At 44.7% G+C, this 22,803-nt stretch carries 21 protein-coding genes; 9 read left to right on the plus strand and 12 right to left on the minus strand.

Going from position 1 to position 22,803, the window contains the following annotated elements; all coding sequences use genetic code 11:
- Window positions 1-35: 35 nt before the first annotated feature.
- The 8 genes from ATL39_RS12240 to ATL39_RS12275 all read right to left on the minus strand — a co-directional run bounded on the left by ATL39_RS12240 (window position 36) and on the right by ATL39_RS12275 (window position 8,530).
- Window positions 36-1,400, minus strand: coding sequence for an MATE family efflux transporter (locus ATL39_RS12240; protein WP_120193644.1), 1,365 nt, complete (start codon window positions 1,398-1,400; stop codon window positions 36-38).
- 38 nt (window positions 1,401-1,438) lie between these two features.
- Complete coding sequence (locus tag ATL39_RS12245; RefSeq protein ID WP_170146919.1) at window positions 1,439-3,124, minus strand: M20/M25/M40 family metallo-hydrolase; 1,686 nt, start codon at window positions 3,122-3,124, stop codon at window positions 1,439-1,441.
- Window positions 3,125-3,209: 85 nt separating this feature from the next.
- On the minus strand, window positions 3,210-3,668 hold the full coding sequence (locus ATL39_RS12250; RefSeq protein ID WP_120193646.1) for a precorrin-2 dehydrogenase/sirohydrochlorin ferrochelatase family protein: 459 nt from the start codon (window positions 3,666-3,668) through the stop codon (window positions 3,210-3,212).
- Window positions 3,661-4,431 (minus strand): sirohydrochlorin chelatase, encoded by a 771-nt coding sequence (locus ATL39_RS12255; protein WP_120193647.1) that lies wholly within the window; start codon window positions 4,429-4,431, stop codon window positions 3,661-3,663. The genes ATL39_RS12250 and ATL39_RS12255 overlap by 8 nt, the downstream gene beginning before the upstream one ends.
- A 23-nt stretch (window positions 4,432-4,454) precedes the next feature.
- Window positions 4,455-5,888 (minus strand): uroporphyrinogen-III C-methyltransferase, encoded by a 1,434-nt coding sequence (cobA, locus tag ATL39_RS12260; RefSeq protein ID WP_120193648.1) that lies wholly within the window; start codon window positions 5,886-5,888, stop codon window positions 4,455-4,457.
- A 127-nt stretch (window positions 5,889-6,015) separates the two neighbouring features.
- Complete coding sequence (gene cysC / locus ATL39_RS12265; RefSeq protein ID WP_120193649.1) at window positions 6,016-6,624, minus strand: adenylyl-sulfate kinase; 609 nt, start codon at window positions 6,622-6,624, stop codon at window positions 6,016-6,018.
- Between the two features lie 31 nt (window positions 6,625-6,655).
- Window positions 6,656-7,801 carry a sulfate adenylyltransferase gene (gene sat / locus ATL39_RS12270; RefSeq protein ID WP_120193650.1) on the minus strand — a complete coding sequence of 382 codons (1,146 nt, stop codon included), beginning with the start codon at window positions 7,799-7,801 and terminating at the stop codon, window positions 6,656-6,658.
- A 24-nt stretch (window positions 7,802-7,825) separates the two neighbouring features.
- Complete coding sequence (locus ATL39_RS12275) at window positions 7,826-8,530, minus strand: phosphoadenylyl-sulfate reductase (protein ID WP_120193651.1); 705 nt, start codon at window positions 8,528-8,530, stop codon at window positions 7,826-7,828.
- Between the two features lie 590 nt (window positions 8,531-9,120).
- Between ATL39_RS12275 and lplA the strand changes: the two genes are divergently transcribed.
- A complete protein-coding gene (lplA, locus tag ATL39_RS12280; protein ID WP_120193652.1) occupies window positions 9,121-10,116 on the plus strand; it encodes a lipoate--protein ligase in 996 nt (331 codons plus the stop codon).
- Between the two features lie 137 nt (window positions 10,117-10,253).
- Window positions 10,254-11,261, plus strand: coding sequence for a rod-share determining protein MreBH (mreBH, locus tag ATL39_RS12285; RefSeq protein ID WP_120193653.1), 1,008 nt, complete (start codon window positions 10,254-10,256; stop codon window positions 11,259-11,261).
- A 36-nt stretch (window positions 11,262-11,297) separates the two neighbouring features.
- On the opposite strand, the gene msrA is transcribed toward mreBH, so the two are convergent.
- Complete coding sequence (gene msrA / locus ATL39_RS12290; RefSeq protein WP_120193654.1) at window positions 11,298-12,425, minus strand: peptide-methionine (S)-S-oxide reductase MsrA; 1,128 nt, start codon at window positions 12,423-12,425, stop codon at window positions 11,298-11,300.
- 257 nt (window positions 12,426-12,682) lie between these two features.
- Between msrA and treP the strand changes: the two genes are divergently transcribed.
- From treP to ATL39_RS12310, 4 genes are all read left to right on the plus strand, one after another.
- On the plus strand, window positions 12,683-14,101 hold the full coding sequence (treP, locus tag ATL39_RS12295; protein WP_120193655.1) for a PTS system trehalose-specific EIIBC component: 1,419 nt from the start codon (window positions 12,683-12,685) through the stop codon (window positions 14,099-14,101).
- A 107-nt stretch (window positions 14,102-14,208) separates the two neighbouring features.
- Window positions 14,209-15,894: an alpha,alpha-phosphotrehalase gene (gene treC, locus ATL39_RS12300; RefSeq protein WP_120193656.1), complete on the plus strand. Its 1,686-nt coding sequence runs from the start codon at window positions 14,209-14,211 to the stop codon at window positions 15,892-15,894.
- Between the two features lie 18 nt (window positions 15,895-15,912).
- The gene (gene treR / locus ATL39_RS12305) at window positions 15,913-16,626 is read left to right on the plus strand and encodes a trehalose operon repressor (RefSeq protein ID WP_120193657.1); all 714 of its coding nucleotides are present in this window, start codon (window positions 15,913-15,915) and stop codon (window positions 16,624-16,626) included.
- A gap of 117 nt (window positions 16,627-16,743) precedes the next feature.
- Complete coding sequence (locus tag ATL39_RS12310; protein WP_120193658.1) at window positions 16,744-17,703, plus strand: PD-(D/E)XK nuclease family protein; 960 nt, start codon at window positions 16,744-16,746, stop codon at window positions 17,701-17,703.
- Between the two features lie 99 nt (window positions 17,704-17,802).
- Here the strand turns inward: ATL39_RS12310 and manA are convergent, their stop codons facing one another.
- Window positions 17,803-18,771 (minus strand): mannose-6-phosphate isomerase, class I, encoded by a 969-nt coding sequence (manA, locus tag ATL39_RS12315; protein WP_120193659.1) that lies wholly within the window; start codon window positions 18,769-18,771, stop codon window positions 17,803-17,805.
- A 117-nt stretch (window positions 18,772-18,888) separates the two neighbouring features.
- Between manA and ATL39_RS12320 the strand changes: the two genes are divergently transcribed.
- The gene (locus ATL39_RS12320) at window positions 18,889-19,326 is read left to right on the plus strand and encodes a DUF6884 domain-containing protein (protein WP_120193660.1); all 438 of its coding nucleotides are present in this window, start codon (window positions 18,889-18,891) and stop codon (window positions 19,324-19,326) included.
- Here the strand turns inward: ATL39_RS12320 and ATL39_RS12325 are convergent.
- Both ATL39_RS12325 and ATL39_RS12330 read right to left on the minus strand, forming a co-directional pair.
- On the minus strand, window positions 19,323-19,874 hold the full coding sequence (locus ATL39_RS12325) for a cysteine hydrolase family protein (protein WP_120193661.1): 552 nt from the start codon (window positions 19,872-19,874) through the stop codon (window positions 19,323-19,325). The two genes, ATL39_RS12320 and ATL39_RS12325, sit on opposite strands and share 4 nt — an antisense overlap.
- 13 nt (window positions 19,875-19,887) lie before the next feature.
- Window positions 19,888-20,646 (minus strand): SDR family NAD(P)-dependent oxidoreductase, encoded by a 759-nt coding sequence (locus tag ATL39_RS12330; RefSeq protein WP_120193662.1) that lies wholly within the window; start codon window positions 20,644-20,646, stop codon window positions 19,888-19,890.
- Between the two features lie 198 nt (window positions 20,647-20,844).
- On the opposite strand from ATL39_RS12330, the gene ytvI reads away from it, so the two are divergent.
- Together ytvI and ATL39_RS12340 are read left to right on the plus strand one after the other, a co-directional pair.
- Window positions 20,845-21,945 (plus strand): sporulation integral membrane protein YtvI, encoded by a 1,101-nt coding sequence (gene ytvI / locus ATL39_RS12335; protein WP_120193663.1) that lies wholly within the window; start codon window positions 20,845-20,847, stop codon window positions 21,943-21,945.
- 73 nt (window positions 21,946-22,018) lie between these two features.
- Window positions 22,019-22,795 (plus strand): SDR family oxidoreductase, encoded by a 777-nt coding sequence (locus tag ATL39_RS12340; RefSeq protein ID WP_120193664.1) that lies wholly within the window; start codon window positions 22,019-22,021, stop codon window positions 22,793-22,795.
- Window positions 22,796-22,803: the final 8 nt, after the last annotated feature.

Genomic DNA, 22,803 nt, shown 5'->3' on the forward strand with positions numbered 1-22,803 from the left:
ATTTCTATACGGGTATAATACCCGTTATACGAACGTTATACACGTTCGGGATGGAGTTTTTCTTTTTTATTCTGAATATTTCTCAGCCGTACAGCAAGCGTTGAAGCAATAACCGCTAGAGCTGCAATCAATCCTACCCAGTAGCCGAACGGCCCGAGCGCACTGAACCTGGCAAGGACAATTCCTAGAGGAAGCCCGATAATCCAAAACGCAATAAAAGCATATAAAAATGGAATATTAACGTCTTTATGGCCGCGCAGTATGCCCTGTATCGGAGTCGCGATCGCATCCGAAAGCTGAAAGAAAATAGCATAAATCAAAAATACATTCATCCACTCTGCCACGGTGCTGTCTGTCGTATACAAAAATATGACAGGCCCTCTGGTGGCGTAAATAATAATAGACGCTGCTACTCCCATCGCCAGTGCTGTCAGCATGCCCAGCTTTGCATAGCTTCTCGCATGGCTGTAACGCCCTGCCCCTACTTCATGTCCAACGACAATCGTTAATGCGAAAGCAATACTGAGGGGAAGCATATAAAGAAGGGAAGCAAAATTTAAAGCCGCCTGATGTGCGGCAATTACAGCGGTGCTGAATTCGCTCATTAAAAGCGTGACTGCTGCAAAAATACTCGTTTCAAAGAAAATGGTGCAGCCGATAGGCAGGCCGATGAATAATATTTCTTTCCAAATACCGGGAAGCACACGATAGCTCGTACGGAAAATCCGGTATTCCCGAAAAGGCGTTACCTTTGCTACAAAATAAATAGTAATAAACAGTATGAACCAGTAAGTAACAGCTGAAGCATAGCCTGCGCCTATTCCGCCAAGCTCTGGAAAACCGAAATGCCCAAAGATTAAGACATAGTTCAATACAACATTGACCGGCAGCGCAAGCAGCGTAATCACCATCGTGACTCTTGTATGGCCGAGCGAGTCAATAAACCCTCTTAGTGCCTGTTGGATAAATAAAGGAAGAATGCCAAACGAAAGGCCGATCAAATAATGTTTGGCGACCTGGGCGACCTGGGGCTCGAGTTCCATCAATCCAATAATAGGATTAAGCGTAAAGGCTCCTGCAGCCAGAATCACAAGAGACAAAGCAACGGCCAGATAGGCACCCTGTATCACCTTCATGGAGACCACGTCTTCTTCTTTTGCACCGATATGCTGTGATAAAATGGGCGGCAGCGCCATCATGATTCCCATAATACCTGTCGACACAGGAAGCCAGATGCTTGACCCAATGGCAACACCGGCCAGCTCTGAAGCCCCTGCCCGTCCCGACATCATCGTATCGACCAGGTTCATGCCGAATAAACCAAACTGTGTAATAAGAATCGGCATCATAATAAAAATAAATAAACGGAATTTCTCCCTGGTGGATTTTGTTTCATACATAGTTTTCCCTCTGTTTCATGCACACTTTTTCCGTGCTCTTATAAAAATTCCCGTACGACCCTCCTGATAAAATAAGGCAGGATCTCAAAACTATAAGGCTTATACAGCCGCTCTGTATACTGGTGGGCATCCCGTCCATAAACTCCGAGATTAACGGCCGGAACCGCAAGTTCTTTCATAGCCTGCAGAGGCAGCTGATGTGACTTAAATCCTCCCGGCATATGAGGAACCACAGCTCGTTCTCCTCCCGGCAGAAACTTATTTTCCAAAGATAAAAAACTGCTGTCGGATATAAAAGGAAAGTACTGCCTGGCAGCAATGCGGAGCTGATATGTTTTCTGCACGGCCTCCAGTGCTGTTTGAAGCTTTTCCTGAATATCTGATTTTTTAACCGCCACCGGAGGAATAAGAGGAGCACTAAGAAACAAAAGAATTAAAGGAGACTTATCCGGATCTTCACGTTTTACAGCCTCTGCTATGTAAAAGCTTTTTTCTCTTGCATCCAGCGTTTCTGATTCTTTCTCCGCTTTTTCTACTGCGGCCCTGACATCTATTCCTTTTCTTTCAAGCCGTCCGCAGTAAGTGTCCCATTTTTCTATGCGTATCTCCCATGAAGGCGGAGTGCCGGCTTGCTTTCCGGTTTTTTCCAGAAATGTGTCGTATCTCTTTTTCATATCTTCGGCAATCTCTGCTGCTGCCTTCTCTGCTGCGTCATAAAGCTTCTGAACGGCGCCTTCGATTGACTCTTCATACAGAAAATAATTAAAATACATGCGGGCATTTTCTGCTGTCTGTACATTATATCCCTGCTTGGAATCCTTCTGCTGCAGACAGACAGGCGGAAGCGTAAATTCGCCGGGAATGGTTTCCATAAATTCCGTATTGTAGCTGACCGCCTGATTCAGTGCCGAAGAGATAAAGGTAGGATCTAGTCCTTCCATTACTTCCCCTGCATGAACCGGACGCCCGAAGATAGAGAAACAGGCGAGCATTTTTCCAGCCGATCCCAAATAAGCATAGTAATTGGGATCCCCTTCATATAAAGAAGTGGTGTAATCATTGTTAACCGCCAGGCTGTAATGAAGATTTCTTTCCCTGCGCAGCCTTAGAAACTCTTCTACAGCCGCCTTCATTCCACTGTGATCATTTTCTTCTCCCGCATTCAATAACAGCAGGATATTTCCTTTCCACTCGTTACCATGCGTGCTGTAATAAAGAAAATTTAAAAGGTGGACGGCAATACCACTTTTCATATCTACTGAACCGCGGCCAAAAAGCCAGTCGTCTCCCAATGCATCCTCTGCTGCACCCGTATGGGAATTTTGACTGAAAAAGTACTCTTTCAATCTTTCCGGGGCGCCGGCTATAGACTGGAGATTTCCATAATCGGTTATTCCTACAGTATCGTAATGCGCATGAAATATCACCGTATCCGGGGACGGTTCTGCACTTGAGACAAACGCAAAAATATTTTTCCGCTGCAGATCATCTCCAGGAATAGTCTGCTTCCATACATCTCCGGGATTTGTTTTGAAACAGGGAAACTGCTGTAAAAATTGATACAAAAACGAAGAAATATCATTCTCTCCTTTTGTATCTGTTACGCTCGTTATCTCTATCAGCCTCTTCGTAACCAGTTCCAGCTGTTCTGCGAACGATCTTCCATTAAGCTGGTTGTACAGCTGTTCTGGAGAAAGGCCTGTATTATTTTCCGGCAGCTGCATATGTTCCTTCCTCCTTTTGTTTTCTTTATTGTATCGCATGATCGTATTTTTACAAAAATAGAAAAGCATCTTTAAGCTGGAATGCTCAAAGATGCCGAAGCTGGTTTTTTATGGAATAAAGATGGTTTTTTATCGCTTTTGCCAGGCGGGGGGAACGGCCTCCTGTAGAAACAGCTATATGAAACTCTTTTTCTTTAAGGACAGCTGGAAAAGCCGTATTTCCAAATGTCTTATCGTCTGCCCCATTAATAAGCTGATTCGGGCTGTGATGTGCTTTTAGCATGTTGATTGCTTCCCTGCTTCCGGAAGCTGAAATAATGAGAAAGGCACCGCTTATATGTTCCGGGCGGGCTTTGTCTTTTATCATCGTGATTTTTTTCCCTGGAGCCCACTGTTCAAAATCAGCATGAAATTCCGGCGCTACTACCGTAATATCAGCCCCTGACGGTTCCAGCTTCACTGCTTTGCGAAAAGCAATCTTACCTCCGCCTATTATAACAACAGGCATATCGGAAAGAGAGAGAAAAACCGGAAAATCATACATAAGGAATAACTTCTCCAGTAAATATCGGCCGGGACTTTGTATCTTCTACTCTTTCGCAGAGAATCCGTACCAGATCCTTATCAAATCCCAGCGGATCGCATAATATAATGGGAATGTTTATTTCACGTGATTTTGCAGCAATTTTTTCGTTAAGTTCTTTCATAAGCATGCCCGTAAAAAGCAAGTATGGCAGAACATAAATAGCCTGTGCTTCTGAAGAGGAAATCGACTCCAGTCCTTCATCAAACGTAGGAAGCGCTGCTGCCAGATAGGCTTTTTCCACCCGTTTGGCTTTTGTTCTATTCTGGAGGTGGGTACACATTGCACTGAAGTCGCGGAGCGCGCCGATATCACTGCTTCCTCTCCCCACCATAAGGAAATCTGCATCGTCTCCCTGCTTCCATCCTGCTGCGCTAAGTCTTTTTTCGAGAACATTCAATATTTCTTCATGTACACCAAATGGCTTTCCAAATCTAACGGGTACATCCGGGTAATGTTCCATTGCTTTAACCAGTTCTTCTGGGATATCAACTTTCATGTGGCCGGCTGAAAATAACAGCACGGGAACCGCTAAAATAGAAGTTGCTCCCCTTTCCACACAGCGTTTCATTCCTTCGGTAATGTCAGGTGCGGCTAACTCCAAAAAACAGATCTCCTGAATATCACAGTCTACGGCCTGTTTGGCTTTTTCTACAAAATCCTTCATCTGTTCATTACCGGCTTTAACGCGGCTGCCATGGCCTACATACAATATCGCTTCCATGAAAACGACCTCCTTATAACCTTTTAAATGTAATGCAGTGCCTGAATAAGGTGGGCAATGTCGGGCTCGTCCAGGGTTTTATCACTATACCAGCCATTTTCTCTGAGGGCTGTTTCGGCTGCCGGTCCAAAGCAGATAATTTCTCTTTGCTTCAGCCAGTTCCCGCTTTGTACTCCCGCCCGTTTTAATTCCTCTGCCAGAACAGCTACGGATTGGGCCGAAGGTAAAATAACTGTATTAATATATTCTTCTTCAAAAATGTGGCCTGCCACTTCCTCTGCAGATGCAGATCGTTCAATAGTGTGAGTGAGCCACTTTCCTGCTGCTTTATCCGGAAGGCTTTTCAGCTTTTCCTTTGGTCCGGAATGAAAAATCTGCTGTGGCTGCAGTCCTTCAAGAAATGCTGGAATAATTCCATAGTTTTTAAGCTGTTCGTTTGTCCGTCTGCTTTCGCTTCCAAGAGAGCAGTTGATGGAGCGGATATCTTTCCCTGCCTGTTTAAGAGCCTGAAAGAATATACGCACACTGTCCGGGGAATGGAAAAGAATCTGCTCGACCGCTTCTGGTATTTCAGGAAATTCTGTATTCTCCCATTCTATCGTGTACCTGGGATATTCCAATACTTCCGCTCCGTATTCTCTTAATTCTGAAGCAAACCTGCCTCCACCCGGGGCTGTTTTTACAATCCAGGCATATCTTCCATGCAGGTACTTCTTTTCAAACCAGTTCAGCTTCTCGTATAAAGAAGAGACATTACCTACCAGGGTAATGGCAGGGTTATGAACGTTGTATTTCTCCGCTTCTTCTACGATCGTAGCCAGGGTGCCGGACACCGTTTTCTGCCTTGCAGTTGTGCCCCATTCAACGATAAGCACAGAAGTCGTTTCCGGCTTACCGTGATCGATAAGTTTTTCTACAATATGCGGAAGGTTTTTTACTCCCATATAAAAAGAAATCGTATCAATTTTGGCAAAGGCACCCCAGTCTACCTCAGGCTCCCCGGTCGTTGATTTGGAATGGGCCGTTACCGCGGCGAAGCTTCCGGAATAATCCCGGTGGGTCACCGGAACTCCCGCGTAAAGAGGTGCAGCAATTCCGGAAGTAATACCAGGTATTACTTCATACGTAATGCCGTGTTCCACCAGGGCCGCAGCTTCCTCCCCGGACCGGCCGAACATGCCGGGATCGCCACCTTTAAGACGGACGACTGTTTTATTTTCCTTTGCTTTCTGCACCATCAGTTCCTGAATAGCTTCCTGCCTCAGATGATGGCGGTCGGGCAGCTTGCCGCAGTAAATTGTTTCAGCGCCTGCTTTTGCAGAAGATAGTATAAGCGGGTTCACAAGGCGGTCATATAAAACGACATCTGCTTTCTCCAGGCACTCTCTGCCCCTTATCGTCATAAGCCCTACATCCCCGGGACCTGCCCCGACTAAATATACTGTACCTGTTTCCATGGGGGTTCCTCCATTTACGCTTGCCTGCTTTTTTGCGTTAGTGTTTATTATATAAAAAAATGCTTATGTATGCAGGGAAGGTGCTCCTGCAAGAGGAGCACCTTTCCGTGTTGTTTATTGGTTTGTCTTATTGAGAGCGGATCAGATTTCTTTTCTCGAGCTCTTGAATGACAAGATCCGCCGCTTCTTCAATACTGTTATTTTCCGTATCTACTACGAGCTCCGGAGCTGCCGGCTCTTCGTATGGGGAAGTAATCCCGGTAAATTCCGGAATCTCCCCGCTTCTTGCTTTTTTATACAGACCTTTAGGGTCTCTTTCTTCACAGACAGCAAGGCTTGCTTTTACAAACACTTCCATAAACTCGCCTTCCTCCAGCAGTCCGCGGACCTGATCTCTATCTGCCTGGAATGGGGAAATGAAGGCTGTACTTACAATGTGTCCTGCGTCTACAAACAGCTTGGCCACTTCACCGATTCGTCTAATATTTTCTGTTCTGTCCTCATCGGAAAACCCGAGATCTTTATTCAGGCCGTGACGGACATTATCTCCATCCAGAACATACGTATTTTTTCCTGCTTCAAACAGTTTCCGGGAAACAACGTTTGCTACCGTTGACTTGCCGGAACCGGATAAGCCGGTAAACCAGAGTACCAGGCTTTTATTACCTGTTTCTTTCTCCCGCTCCTGTTTGGAAACGGATGCCTGATGCCATACAATATTTTGATTTTCACTCATTTTTCCATCATACCCCTTCCGCGCTTTTTGATTATTTAGGTGCCGGCTCCTGCATGCCTTCGATCAGAACCGCTACTACTTCCGGACGGCTGAACTCTGCAGGAGGCATATCTCCGTTTTTAAGCATCGCGCGTACTTTTGTTCCGGATAAAATGACGTGATCCTCTTTGTCATGCGGACATGTTTTTGCCGAAGCCATGTTTTCGCATTTTTTACAGTAAAAGCTGTGTTCAAAAAACAGCGGCTTAATGCCAAGCTCTTCTTCTGTAAAATTCTTAAAGATGTGCTGGGCGTCATACGTACCGTAATAATCAGCTACACCAGCGTGGTCCCGTCCGACAATAAAGTGGGTGCAGCCGTAGTTTTTGCGCACCATTGCATGAAAAATGGCTTCTCTTGGTCCTGCATATCTCATAGCTGCCGGGAAAACAGCAAGATACGTGCGGTCTTCCGGATAATAGTCTTTCAGCAGAACTTCATAGCTTTTCATCCGGACGTCTGCTGGAATATCATCAGATTTGGTTGCTCCGACAAGCGGATTAAGGAAAAGGCCGTCTACTGTTTCAAGTGCTGTTTTTTGAATATATTCGTGCGCACGGTGAACCGGGTTTCTCGTTTGGAATCCAACGACCGTTTCCCATTTTCTTTTATCAAATTCCGCTCTTGTTTCGGAAGGATCCAGATAATACGTATCAAACTGCGGATGAACAATTTCTTCCACCTGGGTGATTTCTCCTGCTACGTACAGAGCCGGACGGTCGTACACTTTTTTAACTCCCGGATGTTCGCTGTCTGTTGTTCTATATACGTTTTCTGCTTCTTTTTCTTTATCGGGCGAGTATACTTGTTCTATTTCAATAACGCCGTACGTTTTCCCGTCAAACGTAAGCAGGGCTTTTTCGCCGGGCTGCAGGTTTGCTGCAAACTCGTCTTCGACTGGAAGCGTAATAGGAATACTCCACACTGTGCCGTCGGCCAGCCTCGTATTTTCTACTACGGACTGATAATCCGCTTCATTTAAAAATCCAGTCAGCGGGCTGAAAGCGCCGTTGGCAATAAGTTCCAGATCGGATAAAGCCGTTTCGTCCAGTGGAATACTGTGGGTAATTGAGCTTGTATCCATTCCAATTTCTTTTTTGTTAATTAATGTTCCACCGTGCGGGATACTCTTTGGCATGTTATTAACTCCTTTGATTTTTCATTATTTGTGCAGGCCGCATTCTGTTTTGCCTGTCTGGGACCAGCGTCCGCTGCGTAAATCTTCTCCATCCTTAACCTTTGCCGTGCACTGTACACAGCCGATGCTTGGATATTCCTGATCGTGGAGTGGATTGTACGGAAGGTTGAAGCCCTTAATATACATCCATACGTCATCCCATGACCAATGGATCAGCGGACAGATTTTCACGGAAGAAAAACGCTTGTCTTTATTAACGAACTGAGTGTCTTTTCTTGTTAAAGACTGGGAACGCCTTAATCCGGATAACCAAGCTGTGTGCTGATTTAAAGCTCCTTCAAGCGGAACCAGTTTCCGGATCGAACAGCATTTGTCAGGATTCGTTTTCCAAAGCTCCGGTCCTTCCTGTTCCTCCTGCTCAGCAGGTGTAATCGGCTGCAGCATATCCACTCTAAGCTTTGGGTAGCGCTCTTTCACTTCTTCAATTAAATCATATGTCTCTTTAAAATGAAAATTGGTATCGAGAAAAATAATTTTAGCATCCGGTTTGACGCGTGTAATTAAATCGATGAGCACCATACCCTCCGCTCCGAAGCTGCACGCATAAACCAGCTCATCGCCGTACTCGGCATAGGCCCACTTGATAACGTCTAAAGCATCTTTACCAGCCAGCGTTTCTTTATTCACCTGATCAAGCTGTTCTTGATCGAGCGTAGGGAATGTTATCATGCTCTACCGTCTCCTTTTTTAATCGTATCTATTTGAAATATTTTTTAATCCTCAGTAAGTTTATCGATATTATATGTTTACTCGTTAACGTCATTTTAGTGAGTATTTGCAAAAATGTCAATCTTCCTGTTAGTCTTATTCTTTTTTTCTCTGCTGCCTGCTGAAATTGACCTGGACTATTTTATATACGAAAGAAGCAGAGCCGGATAAAGGCTCTGCTTTCTGCTTATATACGCCATACTTCTACTGTTGTTTTTCCGGAATCATCCTCGGATCATCCTGAAGCTGCTTAATAAAACTTATACATATTGCACAAGGAATAAGAGCCGTCTTTTCATGGCTGTTCCTGCCTGTCCATTATGTCTTCCTCTATTATATAACGTTACCTGTTCCGGACCAATACGCTGTTCCTGCGGTAAGAAAGGGTATTCAGCAGAAAATTACTGATCAGCGCGTTTAATGGCTGTCTAATGTATATATACTGGCTGTATGTAAGTCAGGTACACCCATCCATATTTCATGCGCGATATCCGCCTGGGAATGTAGTAAAATAAAAGAATACTACTTATTATAAAGGCAGGAGGCATTTCATGAAATTTATCAATAACGAAGGTATTACCAACCCACGCATCAATCTCGCCATTGAGGAGTATGCCTTAAAAACAATGGATCTTGAAGAAGATAACATCTATTTGCTTTTTTATGTGAATGAGCCTTCTATTATTATTGGAAAAAACCAGAATACAATAGAAGAAATTAATACAGATTATGTAGAGAAAAACAATATTCACGTAGTACGCAGGCTTTCCGGCGGCGGCGCCGTCTACCATGATCAGGGAAACCTGAACTTCAGCTTTCTTACAAAAGACGACGGCGACAGCTTTCATAATTTCAAAAAATTTGCCCAGCCTGTTATTGAAGCCCTTCATGAGCTTGGAGTCCCGGCCGAAATGTCCGGCAGGAACGATATTCAAATAGATGGAAAGAAAATATCAGGAAACGCTCAATTTGCAACAAAGGGCCGTATGTTCAGCCACGGCACGCTGATGCTTGATTCAGAAATTGAAAATGTCGTTTCCGCCTTAAAAGTACGAGACGAAAAAATAAAATCCAAAGGGATAAAATCCATCCGAAGCCGGGTCGGCAACATCAATGATTATCTTGAAAACAAGCTTACTGTAGAAGAGTTTAAAGAAGTCATTCTTCAGCACATTTTCTCCGGCCTGGATAACATTCCTTCCTATAAGCTGACGGATGAAGACTGGAAAGAAATACATGCCATATCAGAAGAACGCTACGGAAACTGGGACTGGAATTACGGCAGATCTCCTTCGTTTGACGTGGAAAAGTCTCATAAATTCCCCTCTGGTCTAATTGACGTACGTTTTAATGTTAAAAAAGGGACTATTCAGGAATGCAGAATTTTCGGGGATTTTTTCGGTACCGAAGAGATTAATGATATAGAGAATGCACTCGCAGGTTCGAAATATTCAAGAGAGTCTCTCGAAGAAGCTCTCGATGACTATGACTTGACGAAATATTTCGGGCAGGTCGACCGCTCCGAATTTATTTCCATGCTGCTTTAAGTAATCATTTCCTAAAGGAGAGGCGTTCAGGCTGCCTCTCTTTCAGGCTTTAATAGTAATTGTTCCTCCTCAGTGAACATGGTATTATAAATTGTAGCAATTTTTACATAACGAAATAATATAAGAAGGTGAAAAAAATGTTTTCTTCTACTGAAATTGGCATTGATTTAGGCACAGCTAACATTTTAGTCTATATAAAAGACAAAGGAATTGTGTTAAACGAGCCTTCTGTCGTTGCTTTGAATACAGAGACCAACGAAGTGCTTGCTGTCGGTCAGGAAGCAAAAGATATGGCCGGTAAAACGCCGGGCAAGATTGTGGTTATACGTCCTTTAAAAGAAGGCGTTATTGCTGATTTCGATATTACGGCTACCATGCTGAAACACGTAATGAAAAAAATCAGCCGGACATCCGGGGTTTCCATGAGAAAACCTAAAGTTATCATCTGTACACCATGCGGATCCACTTCCGTTGAACGCAGAGCCATCCGTGATGCTGTCCTTGCCTTTGGCGCAAAAACGGTTCACCTTATTGAAGAACCGGTAGCAGCTGCCATTGGTGCAGACCTCCCCGTAGAAGAACCCGTCGCTAATGTTATCGTTGATATCGGCGGCGGCACAACAGAAGTCGGTATTATTTCCTACGGCGGCGTCGTGTCCTCCCAGTCCATCCGGCGGGGCGGCGATCATTTCGACGAAGATATTATCCAGCACGTCCGCAAGAAGCATAACCTTCTTATTGGAGAGCGTACGGCCGAGCAGATAAAAATAAAAGTCGGCAGTGCCAAAGCAAATCTTCGCGAAGAAACTCTTGAAATTAGAGGCCGCGATCTGGTGTCCGGCCTGCCAAAGCCTATTACGGTGTCTACTGAAGAAATTCACCAGGCCATTAATGAAACGCTCCAGCAGATTCTCGAAACGATCCGCAGCACACTTGAAAACTGTCCGGCTGAACTCAGCGGTGATATCGTCGATCAGGGAATTGTTCTCACAGGCGGAGGCTCTCTTCTGCACGGTATGGAAGAATGGCTGAACGAAGAAATTATTGTCCCTGTTCATCTTGCAGATTCCCCGCTCGAAGCGGTGGTTATCGGTACCGGCAAATCACTAAAAATTATTGACCGCCTGCAAAAGGCAAATATATAAGAAAACTCCCGGCTGCAAAAACAGCCGGGAGTTTTCTTATTCAAAATCAGCCGCATAGGCTTCGTATTCGGTTCCTTCCAGCTCATCGGCGGGGATGAATTCCATAGCTGCTGAATTCATGCAGTACCTGAGACCCGTCGGTTCCGGACCGTCCTGAAAAACATGGCCCAAATGGGAATCAGCATGTTTGCTCCGTACTTCCACACTTGTCCCAAATACACCGCTGTCTTCTTCATAGGTGATATTCGTCAGTTCCAGCGGTCTGGTAAAACTCGGCCAGCCCGTACCAGAATCGTATTGGTCCAGCGAGCTGAATAAAGGCTCTCCTGATACAATGTCAACGTATATTCCCTCTTCCGTATTGTCATGATACACATTATCGTAAGCCGGTTCCGTACCGTCTTCCTGCGTTACTTCATACTGCATGCTGCTTAATTCCGAAACAGCCGCCTCTTTGTCTTCCACCGTATACGGAGATGCGTTACTTACCTCGTACTCTTTATCATCGCCCCATACTTCATCAAGATAGGCGTCACGTCCGGAGTTGTTTCTGTAAAATTCGTACCTTCCTTCATTTTTCTTATAATAGTCCTGATGATACTCCTCAGCTTCATAAAAAGTATCGAATTCTTCAATGGAAGTAACAATATCCCCGTCAAACCTGCCGGATTCTTCCATTTCCATTAACGATGATTCCGCTGCCTGTCTTTGTGCTTCATCATGATAAAACACTGCTGATAAATAAGGTTCTCCTTTATCCACAAACTGTCCCTCATCGTCTGTCGGGTCAATCTGGCGCCAGAAAATCTGCAGAAGGTCTTCGTAGCTGATCTGTTCCGGGTCATACGTCACCTGCACCGCTTCCTGATGACCCGTCTGCTTACCCGCTACCTCTTCGTAGGTAGGGTCTTCTTCTTCACCGCCGGTATATCCGGAAATAACGCTTATTACTCCGGGCTGCGACTCAAACGGCGGTTCCATGCACCAGAAACATCCACCTGCAAACGTAGCCTGTTCCAGTCCTTCCAGATCTCCCTGCACCTCCGACTGTTCTGTTGCAAGTACTTCTTCATATTCAGAGTCTGTCAGCGATTGATACAAAAACCATCCGCCCGCCAGTAGAATAACTGCCGTTATACTAACCAGCCATCGTTTTTTATTCATATTGTCCCCCTTTTACTATCTCTTCTTTCATTATAACGAAAAGTAACCAGCTTTAAAATCATTACAGCTTTTTGCTGTCTGCCTATATAAAGTATACGTATATATAACCTAAACAGTTCATTATTTTTATTTTTAATTACTGATTGACTAATTTGTATATACAAGCTAATATAAATGTAAGCGCATTACTTGTATATACAAGCTACTGCAATTTTATTTTTTTCTAAAAAATGAGAACGTTTTCCAGGAGGGATCTTATGGCAAAAGTAACAAAAAAGTCCGTAGAAGAAATTGTTTCAACGGTAGGCGGCACCGATAACATCGAATCCGTTACCCACTGTGTTACGAGACTTCGTTTTATTCTTCATGATGAATCGAAAGTGGACCAGGAAACCCTTGAGAATATTGACATTGTAAGAGGCTCCTTTTCATCAAGCGGTCAGTACCAGGTTATTATCGGACAGGGAGCTGTCGAAAAAGCCTACGCTTTTCTGCAGGAGATCACCGGGAAAGAAGGATCTTCCAAAGATGAAGTAAAAGAAAAAGCCGGCAAAAAGCAAAATGCGTTTCAACGGTTTATCCGCATGCTCGCGGACATCTTTATCCCTATTCTTCCAGCCATCGTAACCGCCGGTCTTCTGCTTGGTATTAACAACATTCTGACAGGTCCGGGGATTTTCTTTGACGAACAGTCTCTTATTGACGTTTATCCGCAGTGGTCCGGTATTGCTGCCATGATCAGCGTCATCGCCAGTGCAGCCTTTGTGTTTCTGCCGGCATTGATCGGCTGGTCTGCTGTGACTAAATTCGGCGGCAGTCCGCTTCTTGGTATTGTACTTGGTTTAATTCTCGTGCACCCTGACCTTCTGAGCGCATATGCTTATGCAGATGCAAGTTCCGCCGGTGAAGTGCCGGTCTGGAATTTATTTGGACTTGATGTAGAAAGTATCGGCTACCAGGGCCAGGTTCTTCCAGTATTATTAGCATCCTATGTTCTCGCTAAAATAGAGCTTTACTTAAAAAAACGGGTACCGGATGTCATTTCCATGCTCGTCGTAGCGCCCGGTGCGCTTCTTATCACCGGCCTGCTTTCTTTTATTATCATCGGCCCCGTTACGTTTGCCATTGGTAATGCAATTACGGACTTCTTTGTCGCAACATTTGATTCATTCGCGCTGCTGGGCGGTCTGTTGTACGGCCTGCTGTACGCGCCGATGGTTGTAACCGGCCTGCACCACACGTTCCTTGCAGTCGACCTGCAGCTGATTGGTTCTACCGGCGGCACCTTCCTTTGGCCGATCCTGGCTTTGTCCAATATTGCCCAGGGTGCTGCTGCGTTTGCGATGATTCTTGCTACTAAAGACCAGAACCTCCGCGGGCTGGCGAGTTCCTCAGGCATCTCGGCCTTTCTCGGCGTAACAGAGCCGGCATTATTCGGGGTTAACCTGCGCTTTCGCTTCCCGTTTGTGTGTGCCATTATCGGCTCTGCCATGGCCTCCATGTTTATTACGGTAAACGGGGTTCTCGCTACTTCGATTGGGGTTGGAGGCATTCCAGGCGTCTTCTCCATTTTCCCGGAAGACTGGATTCCTTTCATTATCGGCATGGTAATAGCAATAGTCGTTCCATTTGTCCTGACTATCACGTATGCAAAAGTGAAAAAAATAGAAGTATAATCGTCTGCCGAACAGCCTCTTAAAAAAACAAAACTGGAGCATTTCCCTTATTTATACTAAAGTAAATAGGGGAAATGCTTATTATTACAGCAAAGGTGGTTTTTAGAATGGCGGATTGGTGGAAAAAATCAACGGTTTACCAAATATATCCGAAAAGCTTCAATGATACACAGGGAAACGGCCTTGGAGATATCCAGGGGATTATCGAAAAACTGGATTACTTACGAAAACTGGGTGTAGATATTTTATGGCTGACGCCTATTTATGATTCGCCGCAGAAAGATAACGGTTATGATATCAGCGATTATTATTCTATCTACTCAGAGTATGGAACAATGGCTGACTTTGACCGCCTTCTCCATGAAGCAAGGCGAAGGGATTTAAAAATAATTATGGACATAGTTGTTAATCATATTTCCACCGACTCTAAATGGTTTCAGGAGGCCCTGTCTTCTAAAGATAATAAATACCGCGACTACTTTATCTGGAAGGATCCCGTCAACGGAGAAGCCCCGAACAACTGGAAATCAAAGTTCGGCGGATCCGCCTGGGAATACGATGAAGCATCCGGCCAGTATTATCTTCACCTCTTTGATAAAACTCAGGCTGATTTAAACTGGGAAAATGAAAACCTCCGTGAAGATATTTACCGGATGATGAATTACTGGTTCCAAAAAGGAGTCGACGGCTTTCGGTTAGACGTGATCAATTTAATTTCAAAAGATCAGTCCTTCCCGAGCGACGATGGTTCTATACCACCGGGAGACGGAAGGAAATTTTATACAGATGGTCCGCGTGTGCATGAATATATGCAGGAAATGAACCAACACGTATTTTCTAAATACAACAGCGTGACGGTAGGTGAAATGTCCTCCACGACGATTGACCACTGTATTAAATATACGAACCCGGAGCGCCGGGAGCTTGATATGACGTTTAACTTTCATCATTTAAAAGTGGATTATCCCAACGGTGAAAAGTGGAAGCTTGCGCCTTTTGATTTTCTCGAACTGAAGCGGATTCTCTCCACCTGGCAGACACGAATGAATGAAGGCGGCGGCTGGAATGCTCTATTCTGGTGCAACCACGACCAGCCCCGGGTAGTCAGCCGTTATGGCGACGATGGCGCCTACCGCGTTGAATCAGCTAAAATGCTGGCCTCGACTATTCACATGCTTCAGGGTACTCCCTACATCTATCAGGGAGAGGAATTCGGCATGACCAACCCCGGCTTCAGCCGCATTGAAGACTACCGGGATGTTGAAACGCTTAATGTATACGAAGAGCTTCTGGCTTCCGGCCTGACAGACGAAGAAGCCCTCACAATCATTAAAGAACGTTCCCGCGATAATTCCCGTACACCTGTTCAGTGGGATGCTTCGGAGCATGCGGGATTCACAAGCGGAACCCCTTGGATATTTCCGGCTTCCAACTATAAGGAAATTAACGCCGAACAGGCCGTTGCCGATGAAAACTCCATTTTTTATTTTTATAAGGCGCTCATTGAACTACGGAAGGAATACGACATTATTACGGAAGGCGATTTCACGCTGCTATTGGAAGAAGATCCATCCGTATTTGCTTATGTAAGATCGTCCGGGACAGAAAAGCTGTTAACAGTAAGCAACTTTTACGGCTCTGAAACCAAAGTAAGCTGGAGTGCACAGGAAAAAGAACGTCTGCATGGCAGCGCCGAGCTTCTTCTCTCCAATTATAATAACAGCGCGTCCGGCCCTGAAAACTTATCGCTCCGTCCCTATGAAACAGCGATATACCGGATAACAAATGAATAAGACGAGCTGGTGACAGGCATGAAAAATAAATATATTCTTATATACGATGAGCTGGCCAAAGAGATCAGCAGCGGACTGTATCAATCTCAGGAACTTCTTCCTTCTGAATCGGAACTGACGGAAAAATACAGTGTATCAAGAGAAACCATAAGAAAAGCATTAAAATTATTATCCGAACACGGCTATATCCAGCGGATTCAGGGAAAAGGGTCTGTCGTGCTGGAAATAGATAAAGTAAACTTTCCTATTTCCGGCCTGGTGAGTTTCAAAGAGCTTGCAGGAAAACTTGGTCAAAGAGCGTCTACTTCGGTTACAGCGTTTGAGACCATCCTCCCTACTCCTTTTCTTGAAAAAACGCTTGATATTGATTCCAGGGAGCCGCTTTGGAATATCTCCCGGGTAAGAGAGATTGACGGCGAACGAATTATATTGGATAAAGATGTTATATTAAAGCGTACGGCCCCTGAATTAACAAAAGAAATCTGTGCTTCTTCTATTTATGAGTATTTAGAAGACTCGCTTTCTTTAACGATCAGTTTCGCCAAAAAGGAAATCACTGTGGAGGAGCCTACAGCAGAAGACCGGGAACTGCTTGACCTGGAGGGATTTTCTACGATTGTCGTAGTGAGAAATTATGTCTATCTCGATAATGCCCTGCTTTTTCAATACACTGAATCGAGGCATCGGACAGACAAATTCCGTTTTGTGGATTTCGCAAGAAGAAACCGGTAATAATGCAGGCCCCTGGTTAAAAAGGGGCCTGTTTTTCATTTTGGCGGACCGGCTCCCTGTAAAAGGTGAATTATCGGCTGATCCTATGGTACGATAGGAATGAAAGCAGGTGAACATATGTTTGAAATTAAACCCTACCCCGAATTTTCCTGGTCTCTTTCCAGGCACAAGACGCTTTTAAACTGTGCAAGGCAGTATGCCCATCAATATTATTCGGCTCACAACGGCTGGCTCCGTCAGGCAGAAGAATCACAGAAGCATGCTTATCGCTTAAAAAACATTACGAACCTGGAAATGTTTTTCGGTTCGCTCGTACATGACAAAGTGGAACATATGATAAATGAATTTTACAAAGGTAATCCGCCTGCAGATGAAGAAACACTAAAAAAAGAGATACGCAGCGAGCTGAACAGCGGCTTTCTCGAAGCGGTTAATGAAAGAGAAGTATGGTGGAACCGTCCCAAAAAAGGCACAATGTTTCATGAAATATACTATGGAGCTGCACCTGTGCTTCCTAAAGATAAAATCGAAAAAATAAAACAGCGCCTGGAGCTCGCCTTTGCTCATTTTTTCACCAGTAAAACATACCGGGAAATAAACGAATTCAAAGAGTCCGTTACGTTTATGGAAGCAGAACAGTTCAGGACTATCCGGCTGAACGGCGAAAAAGTCTACGTTGTACTCGATTTTCTATACCATAATAAAGAGACGGATGTATGGACTATCGTCGATTGGAAAACGGGAAAAAAATCAGCGGAGGATCCTCATCAGCTTGCGCTGTATGTGCTGTATATTCTTGAGAATTACCCGGTTCCGGATATTGAACACATTGTTATCCGCAATGAATACCTGCTCGAAGGGACGCATGAGGAGCACGTATTAACAAATGAGGTGCTCGAAGAAGTCCAGCAGTTAATGAAAACAAGCGTAGGCCGGATGAAAAGCTATTTGGAAGACCCTTCCTTAAATAAACCGCTGCCGATTGAACAGTTTCCACAGACAACCGAATACCAGCGGACCTGTACGCGCTGTAATTTTCATGAACTCTGTTTTCCAGGGGAAATTCTTTTCAAGTGAAAACGAAAAAAGCAGCCGGATTGTTAACCGGCTGCTTTTTCCACTTCAGCTTAAGGATCGGCCTGCGGAAAGCGACCCCTGTAAAATTTTTTGTCTTTTTTATAAGAGAGAATCAGGGCTGCTTGCAATCATTTCCCCGCTGCCTTGAAACACAACGCTCTTGAGGGTCGCGGGCAGAATGAAATGTTCTCCTTTTTCTGCTTGAAACGTTTCATCCTCTGTAATTATTTCCAGTTTTCCTTCAGTGACGCTGATCAGCTGATAGCTTGAAGTGAAATCAGGCTTATAGCTGCCATTTACCTGCAGGTGAAGGACGGAAAAAAACGAAGAAGACACCAGCTGCTCCACTTTCGCCTCTTCCGTCTCCAATACACTGCTGCGCTCAGGCTGGACGTTTTCATGAGGCGTCCTGGTTACATATATTGATTTTTCTGTATGAAGTTCTCTTTTGCTTCCATCAGGATTCAATCTGTCGTAGTCGTATACCCGGTATGTCGTATCCGAACTCTGCTGGGTTTCCAAAATAAGCGTTCCCTTGCCGATCGCATGAATGGTACCGCTCGGCACATAGAAAAAATCACCTTTTTGAATAGGGACTTTATGAAGAAGACGGTCCCAGGCACCCATTTTCATATATTCGCTTAGTTCTTTTTTTGATTCTGCATGATGACCCAGAACAAGCTCTGCCCCGTCTTCTGCTTCGAGTACATACCAGCATTCTGTCTTTCCATAGGCTTCGCCCTTTTCAAGCTCCTGAGCCTGAGTGTCGTCCGGATGAACCTGAACAGAAAGGTCTTCAGCCGCATCCAGTATTTTCACTAAAAGCGGAAAGGTATCTTCTTTAGGATTCCCGAAAAGTTCCGGATGGCCGGACCAGAGTGCAGATAGTTTCCTGCCATGAAGCGGGCCGTTTTTCACAACGCTTTCTCCATTTGGATGTGCAGAAATCCCCCAGCATTCGCCTGTTTTATGCGATGGAATAGTATAACCAAAATTGGTACGAAGCTTTTCGCCGCCCCAGATACGTTCTTGAAAAACCGGTTCCAGAAAAATTGGTTCGTTATACATAAGTGCCTCCTTTTGTATGCTGTTGTATTATGTACTTATTCATTGTAGAAAACTTTAGGAAAAAAGAAAAGCTGAAACCGGTCTTTCGGGGCCTGGTCTCAGCGCGGAGGTTATAAGATGAAACAAATTGCTGTCATTCCGTGCGGTAAAAAGAAAATATGGGATATTGACCCCCGGACGGGACCTGTGTATGCAAAAGAAGCTTATCAAGGAACGCTGCATAAAAAATGCACGCAGTACGCCCGCTTTCACCACCTGTATCCGGTAATCCTTTCAGCTAAATATGGATTCCTAAAACCTGATGATGTTGTCCCCGCTGACTATGATGTTGGGTTTCAGCACCATTCCGGCGTCATTAACGACGAAGCACTAATCTCACAGTGGCACGCAAAAGGCTTTTCCAGGACAGAAATAATTGTTGTGCTGACCGGAAAAAAGCATATCCGTGTCCTGAACCGGGTCATTGAAACCCCTCATCAATGGGAATTCCCACTCGCACATGCCCGTGGAATCGGTGACATGCTTCGCATTCTGGACCAGTCGGTTCAGCACTAACGTTTCACTTCCGCTCCGAGCGTGTTTTTAAAATGACTCAGTGCCCATTCGTGACCTGTTTTATTGAAGCTTGCTACGTGCGCTTGATCTACATGTATGCGAAAGCCTTCATTGTAAGCGTCCACTGCCGTATGGAGAATGCAGATGTCTGTACATACGCCTGCAAGAACTACCGTTTTAATTTTTTTCTGGCGGAGAAGCATTTGAAGCGGCGTTCCGGCAAACGCACTGTAACGGGTCTTATCAAGCCAGTGTACGTTCGGCCTGTCTTTAATCGATTCGTACAGCTCTTTTACTTTCCCAAACAATTCCCTGCCCGTCTCCCCCCTAAGGTTATGAGGGGGAAACAATTTTGTTTCCGGATGATCCGGCTCCTCGGGTTCATGAAGATCTACGGCAAAAAAGATTTCCTGCTCTTTTTCAACTGCCTCTTTGACACACTCTACAATGGCATGTTCGATTTCACGTCCGGGAGCTCCGCAGGTTAATGCCCCGTCTTCTGCCACAAAATCATTCGTATAATCAATGACAAGCAGTGCTTTAGACATAAATGCCTCCCTTTTATAACCTCATAGCGCCGTCGATGCGGATAATTTCCCCGTTCAGCATAGGGTTGCTGATTATGTGCTGAACCAGGCTGCCATACTCTGTCGATTTCCCAATCCGGTTGGGAAAGGGTACTTTTTCCCCAAGTCGTTCCAAAGCTTCTTTAGGAAGCGGATCGTACAGAATAGTTTCAAACACACCGGGAGCGATGGTCATTACGCGCACTCCGTATCTTGCCATTTCACGGGCGGCCGGAAGCGTCATGCCGGCCACTCCGCTTTTGGAAGCACTGTAGGCCACCTGTCCTACGCGGCCTTCGAGTCCTGCTATAGAAGCTGTATTGATAATAACCCCGCGCTCTTTATCTTCATTAGGCTCGTTATACCGAAGCTTATCGGCCGCAAGCCTCATCATATTAAAGGTGCCAACTAAATTAACTTCAATCACCTTTTTAAAATGGTCCAGCGAATGGACGCTTTTTTTATTCAGGATTTTTTCTGCTACTCCAATTCCCGCCGCGTTGACGAGGCCATGAAATCCGCCAAAATAATCGGCTGTTTTCTCCAGGCTTTCCAATGAATCTTTTTCCGAGGTTACGTCGGTTTTCAGGAAAAGAGCATTTTCTCCCAGCTCTTCTGCCAGCTGCTTTCCTTTTTTGCTGTTTGTATCTATAATCGCCACTTTCGCTCCATGCTCCACCAGCACCTTTGCAGCGCCTCTGCCTAGTCCTGTAGCGCCGCCGGTTACCATAAACACATGACCTTTAATATCCATTTGTATCCCTGCTCTCTATGTAGTGTCCATCATATATGCTTCTTCTCTACTTTAACATTAGCTGTTTATTTAAAAATCCCTGCTAATTAAATGAATAATTTTAAATTCACTAAAGAAGGGAACGTGTTATTTGGCAGCAATTAGGCTAAAATAAGTATATATACTCATATAAGACAGGATAAGGCAGGTGCACAGGCTATGAAAAAACAAACAGCGTGGATGATCATGCGCCTGCTCCTTGTAATAGGAGCAGTAGCTGCTGTTCTTTGGGTAACAGCCTTTATTTTTTCTCTTACTTATCCATTTTGGATTGCTGCTTTTTTTGCCTGGATTCTAAAACCTTTGTCTACTTTCCTTCAGAAAAAACTGCACTTTCCCGCAGGTATAGCCGCTGTAACAACACTTATGTTCGGCATCGCCGTAATCGGCGGGATTATTACTGGGATTACCTTTCTTGTTATCGACCCTATTCAGCGTTTCGCGGAACGGGCTCCTGCTATTATGGAAGATGCTTTTTATCAAATTCAGGATTTTCTTGATACAACTATTCTGCCATTATGGCAGCAGGTCAGCGGAATAGCTGATGGCATTGGCGGTGCCGGAGGAGGCCTGCCGGAAGTTGGTGCGGAAATAGGAGCCGGTCTCAGCAGGCTGGCGCAGAGCGCCGGAGATGCTGCTGCCCAGCTTGCCTTAAGCATTCCTGCTTTTCTGGTGGCATTTTTGTTTGTGCTTATCGCGATATATTTCATAGGTAAAGACTGGGGACGAATGTCAGGCGGGATTCGAAAGGCACTGCCTGACCAGATCGTACTGAAAATGAAAGAATTTTATAAAGCGATGTGGGTCCGGGTCTTCGGCTATATTAAAGCCCAGCTTATCTTAATGTGTATTACAGGAGTTATCGTATTTATCGGCCTGCTTATTCTTCAGGTCGATAACGCTGTTCTGCTCGCTCTGATTATCGGACTGGCGGAATTTCTTCCCTATCTGGGAACGGGCACTATTCTTATCCCCTGGGGTGTTTTCCTTATTATTACCGGCAATCTCGGTCTTGGCCTTAGTTTAATCGTTTTGTACGTCATTATTCTTGTCGTCCGCCAGGCTGTAGAGCCTAAAGTGCTCTCATCGAGCATGAATCTTAATCCGATTGCTGTTCTTGTTTCTTTGTTTGCCGGACTTCAGCTTTTTGGCGCATTAGGATTTATTATAGGTCCTGTTATTCTCGTCATTATTGTTATTTGTATCGATATAGGTGTCTTTAAGGCATTGAATCGTTTTATTAAAGAAGGATTTGTGTAAAAGAATTGTTTTTACAGGAACACAGAAGGGTAATGTAGGTAAACTACTATATGAAGAAGCGGAGAGAAGACAAATGGGACTAGTGTCAAATAAAATTGCTGTTGTAACAGGAGCAGCTTCAGGTATCGGGCAGGCATCTGCCATCAAGCTTGCACAGGAAGGGGCCAATGTCGCTTTAATTGACCTTCAGGATACATCAGAAACAAAACGGTTAATTGAAAAAGAAGGCGCATCTGCCCTCTGTTTTGAAACAGATGTTTCCGATCCGGAACAAATGCAGAAAAGCTTTTCAGCTACTGCTAAAGAGTGGGGCCGGATTGACATCGTACTTGCCAATGCCGGTATGAACGGTACCGTTGCCCCTATTGAAGACATGGAGCCCCATAAATGGGATAAAACGATCGAAACCAATCTGCGCAGTACATTTTTATCCGTTAAGTATGCCATTCCTCATATGAAGGAACAGGGAGGCAGCATTATTATTACCAGCTCGGTGAATGGAAATCGCACGTTTTCCAATATGGGGATGACAGCCTATTCCTCTTCCAAAGCAGGACAGATGGCTTTTGGCAAGATGGCAGCCCTGGAGCTTGCCGGCTATAAAATACGTGTGAATATCATGTGTCCAGGTTATGTGGAAACAAACATTTTTGACCGTACTTATACAGAAGGCGTGGAGAAAATTGAACTTCCGGTTAAAGTTGAAATGGACGAGTCCGCTGATACTTTGTTAAACCAGCCTGCGAAAGCAGAAAAAGCTGCTGATCTGGTCGTGTTTTTAGCTTCAGAAAAATCTTCTCACATTTCCGGTTCTGAAATTTATCTCGACGGCGCTCAATCTCTTATGTAATTCCAACG

The organism is Sinobaca qinghaiensis (assembly GCF_003610495.1).
GTDB classification, from domain to species: domain Bacteria; phylum Bacillota; class Bacilli; order Bacillales; family Marinococcaceae; genus Sinobaca; species Sinobaca qinghaiensis.

Bases quoted from the DNA above. Each gene is read 5' to 3' on its own strand.
- ATL39_RS12240 (WP_120193644.1), bottom strand. From the start codon at position 1,400: ATGTATGAAACAAAATCCACCAGGGAGAAATTCCGTTTATTTATTTTT.
- ATL39_RS12245 (WP_170146919.1), bottom strand. From the start codon at position 3,124: ATGCAGCTGCCGGAAAATAATACAGGCCTTTCTCCAGAACAGCTGTAC.
- ATL39_RS12250 (WP_120193646.1), bottom strand. From the start codon at position 3,668: ATGTATGATTTTCCGGTTTTTCTCTCTCTTTCCGATATGCCTGTTGTT.
- ATL39_RS12255 (WP_120193647.1), bottom strand. From the start codon at position 4,431: ATGGAAGCGATATTGTATGTAGGCCATGGCAGCCGCGTTAAAGCCGGT.
- cobA (WP_120193648.1), bottom strand. From the start codon at position 5,888: ATGGAAACAGGTACAGTATATTTAGTCGGGGCAGGTCCCGGGGATGTA.
- cysC (WP_120193649.1), bottom strand. From the start codon at position 6,624: ATGAGTGAAAATCAAAATATTGTATGGCATCAGGCATCCGTTTCCAAA.
- sat (WP_120193650.1), bottom strand. From the start codon at position 7,801: ATGCCAAAGAGTATCCCGCACGGTGGAACATTAATTAACAAAAAAGAA.
- ATL39_RS12275 (WP_120193651.1), bottom strand. From the start codon at position 8,530: ATGATAACATTCCCTACGCTCGATCAAGAACAGCTTGATCAGGTGAAT.
- lplA (WP_120193652.1), top strand. From the start codon at position 9,121: ATGAAATTTATCAATAACGAAGGTATTACCAACCCACGCATCAATCTC.
- mreBH (WP_120193653.1), top strand. From the start codon at position 10,254: ATGTTTTCTTCTACTGAAATTGGCATTGATTTAGGCACAGCTAACATT.
- msrA (WP_120193654.1), bottom strand. From the start codon at position 12,425: ATGAATAAAAAACGATGGCTGGTTAGTATAACGGCAGTTATTCTACTG.
- treP (WP_120193655.1), top strand. From the start codon at position 12,683: ATGGCAAAAGTAACAAAAAAGTCCGTAGAAGAAATTGTTTCAACGGTA.
- treC (WP_120193656.1), top strand. From the start codon at position 14,209: ATGGCGGATTGGTGGAAAAAATCAACGGTTTACCAAATATATCCGAAA.
- treR (WP_120193657.1), top strand. From the start codon at position 15,913: ATGAAAAATAAATATATTCTTATATACGATGAGCTGGCCAAAGAGATC.
- ATL39_RS12310 (WP_120193658.1), top strand. From the start codon at position 16,744: ATGTTTGAAATTAAACCCTACCCCGAATTTTCCTGGTCTCTTTCCAGG.
- manA (WP_120193659.1), bottom strand. From the start codon at position 18,771: ATGTATAACGAACCAATTTTTCTGGAACCGGTTTTTCAAGAACGTATC.
- ATL39_RS12320 (WP_120193660.1), top strand. From the start codon at position 18,889: ATGAAACAAATTGCTGTCATTCCGTGCGGTAAAAAGAAAATATGGGAT.
- ATL39_RS12325 (WP_120193661.1), bottom strand. From the start codon at position 19,874: ATGTCTAAAGCACTGCTTGTCATTGATTATACGAATGATTTTGTGGCA.
- ATL39_RS12330 (WP_120193662.1), bottom strand. From the start codon at position 20,646: ATGGATATTAAAGGTCATGTGTTTATGGTAACCGGCGGCGCTACAGGA.
- ytvI (WP_120193663.1), top strand. From the start codon at position 20,845: ATGAAAAAACAAACAGCGTGGATGATCATGCGCCTGCTCCTTGTAATA.
- ATL39_RS12340 (WP_120193664.1), top strand. From the start codon at position 22,019: ATGGGACTAGTGTCAAATAAAATTGCTGTTGTAACAGGAGCAGCTTCA.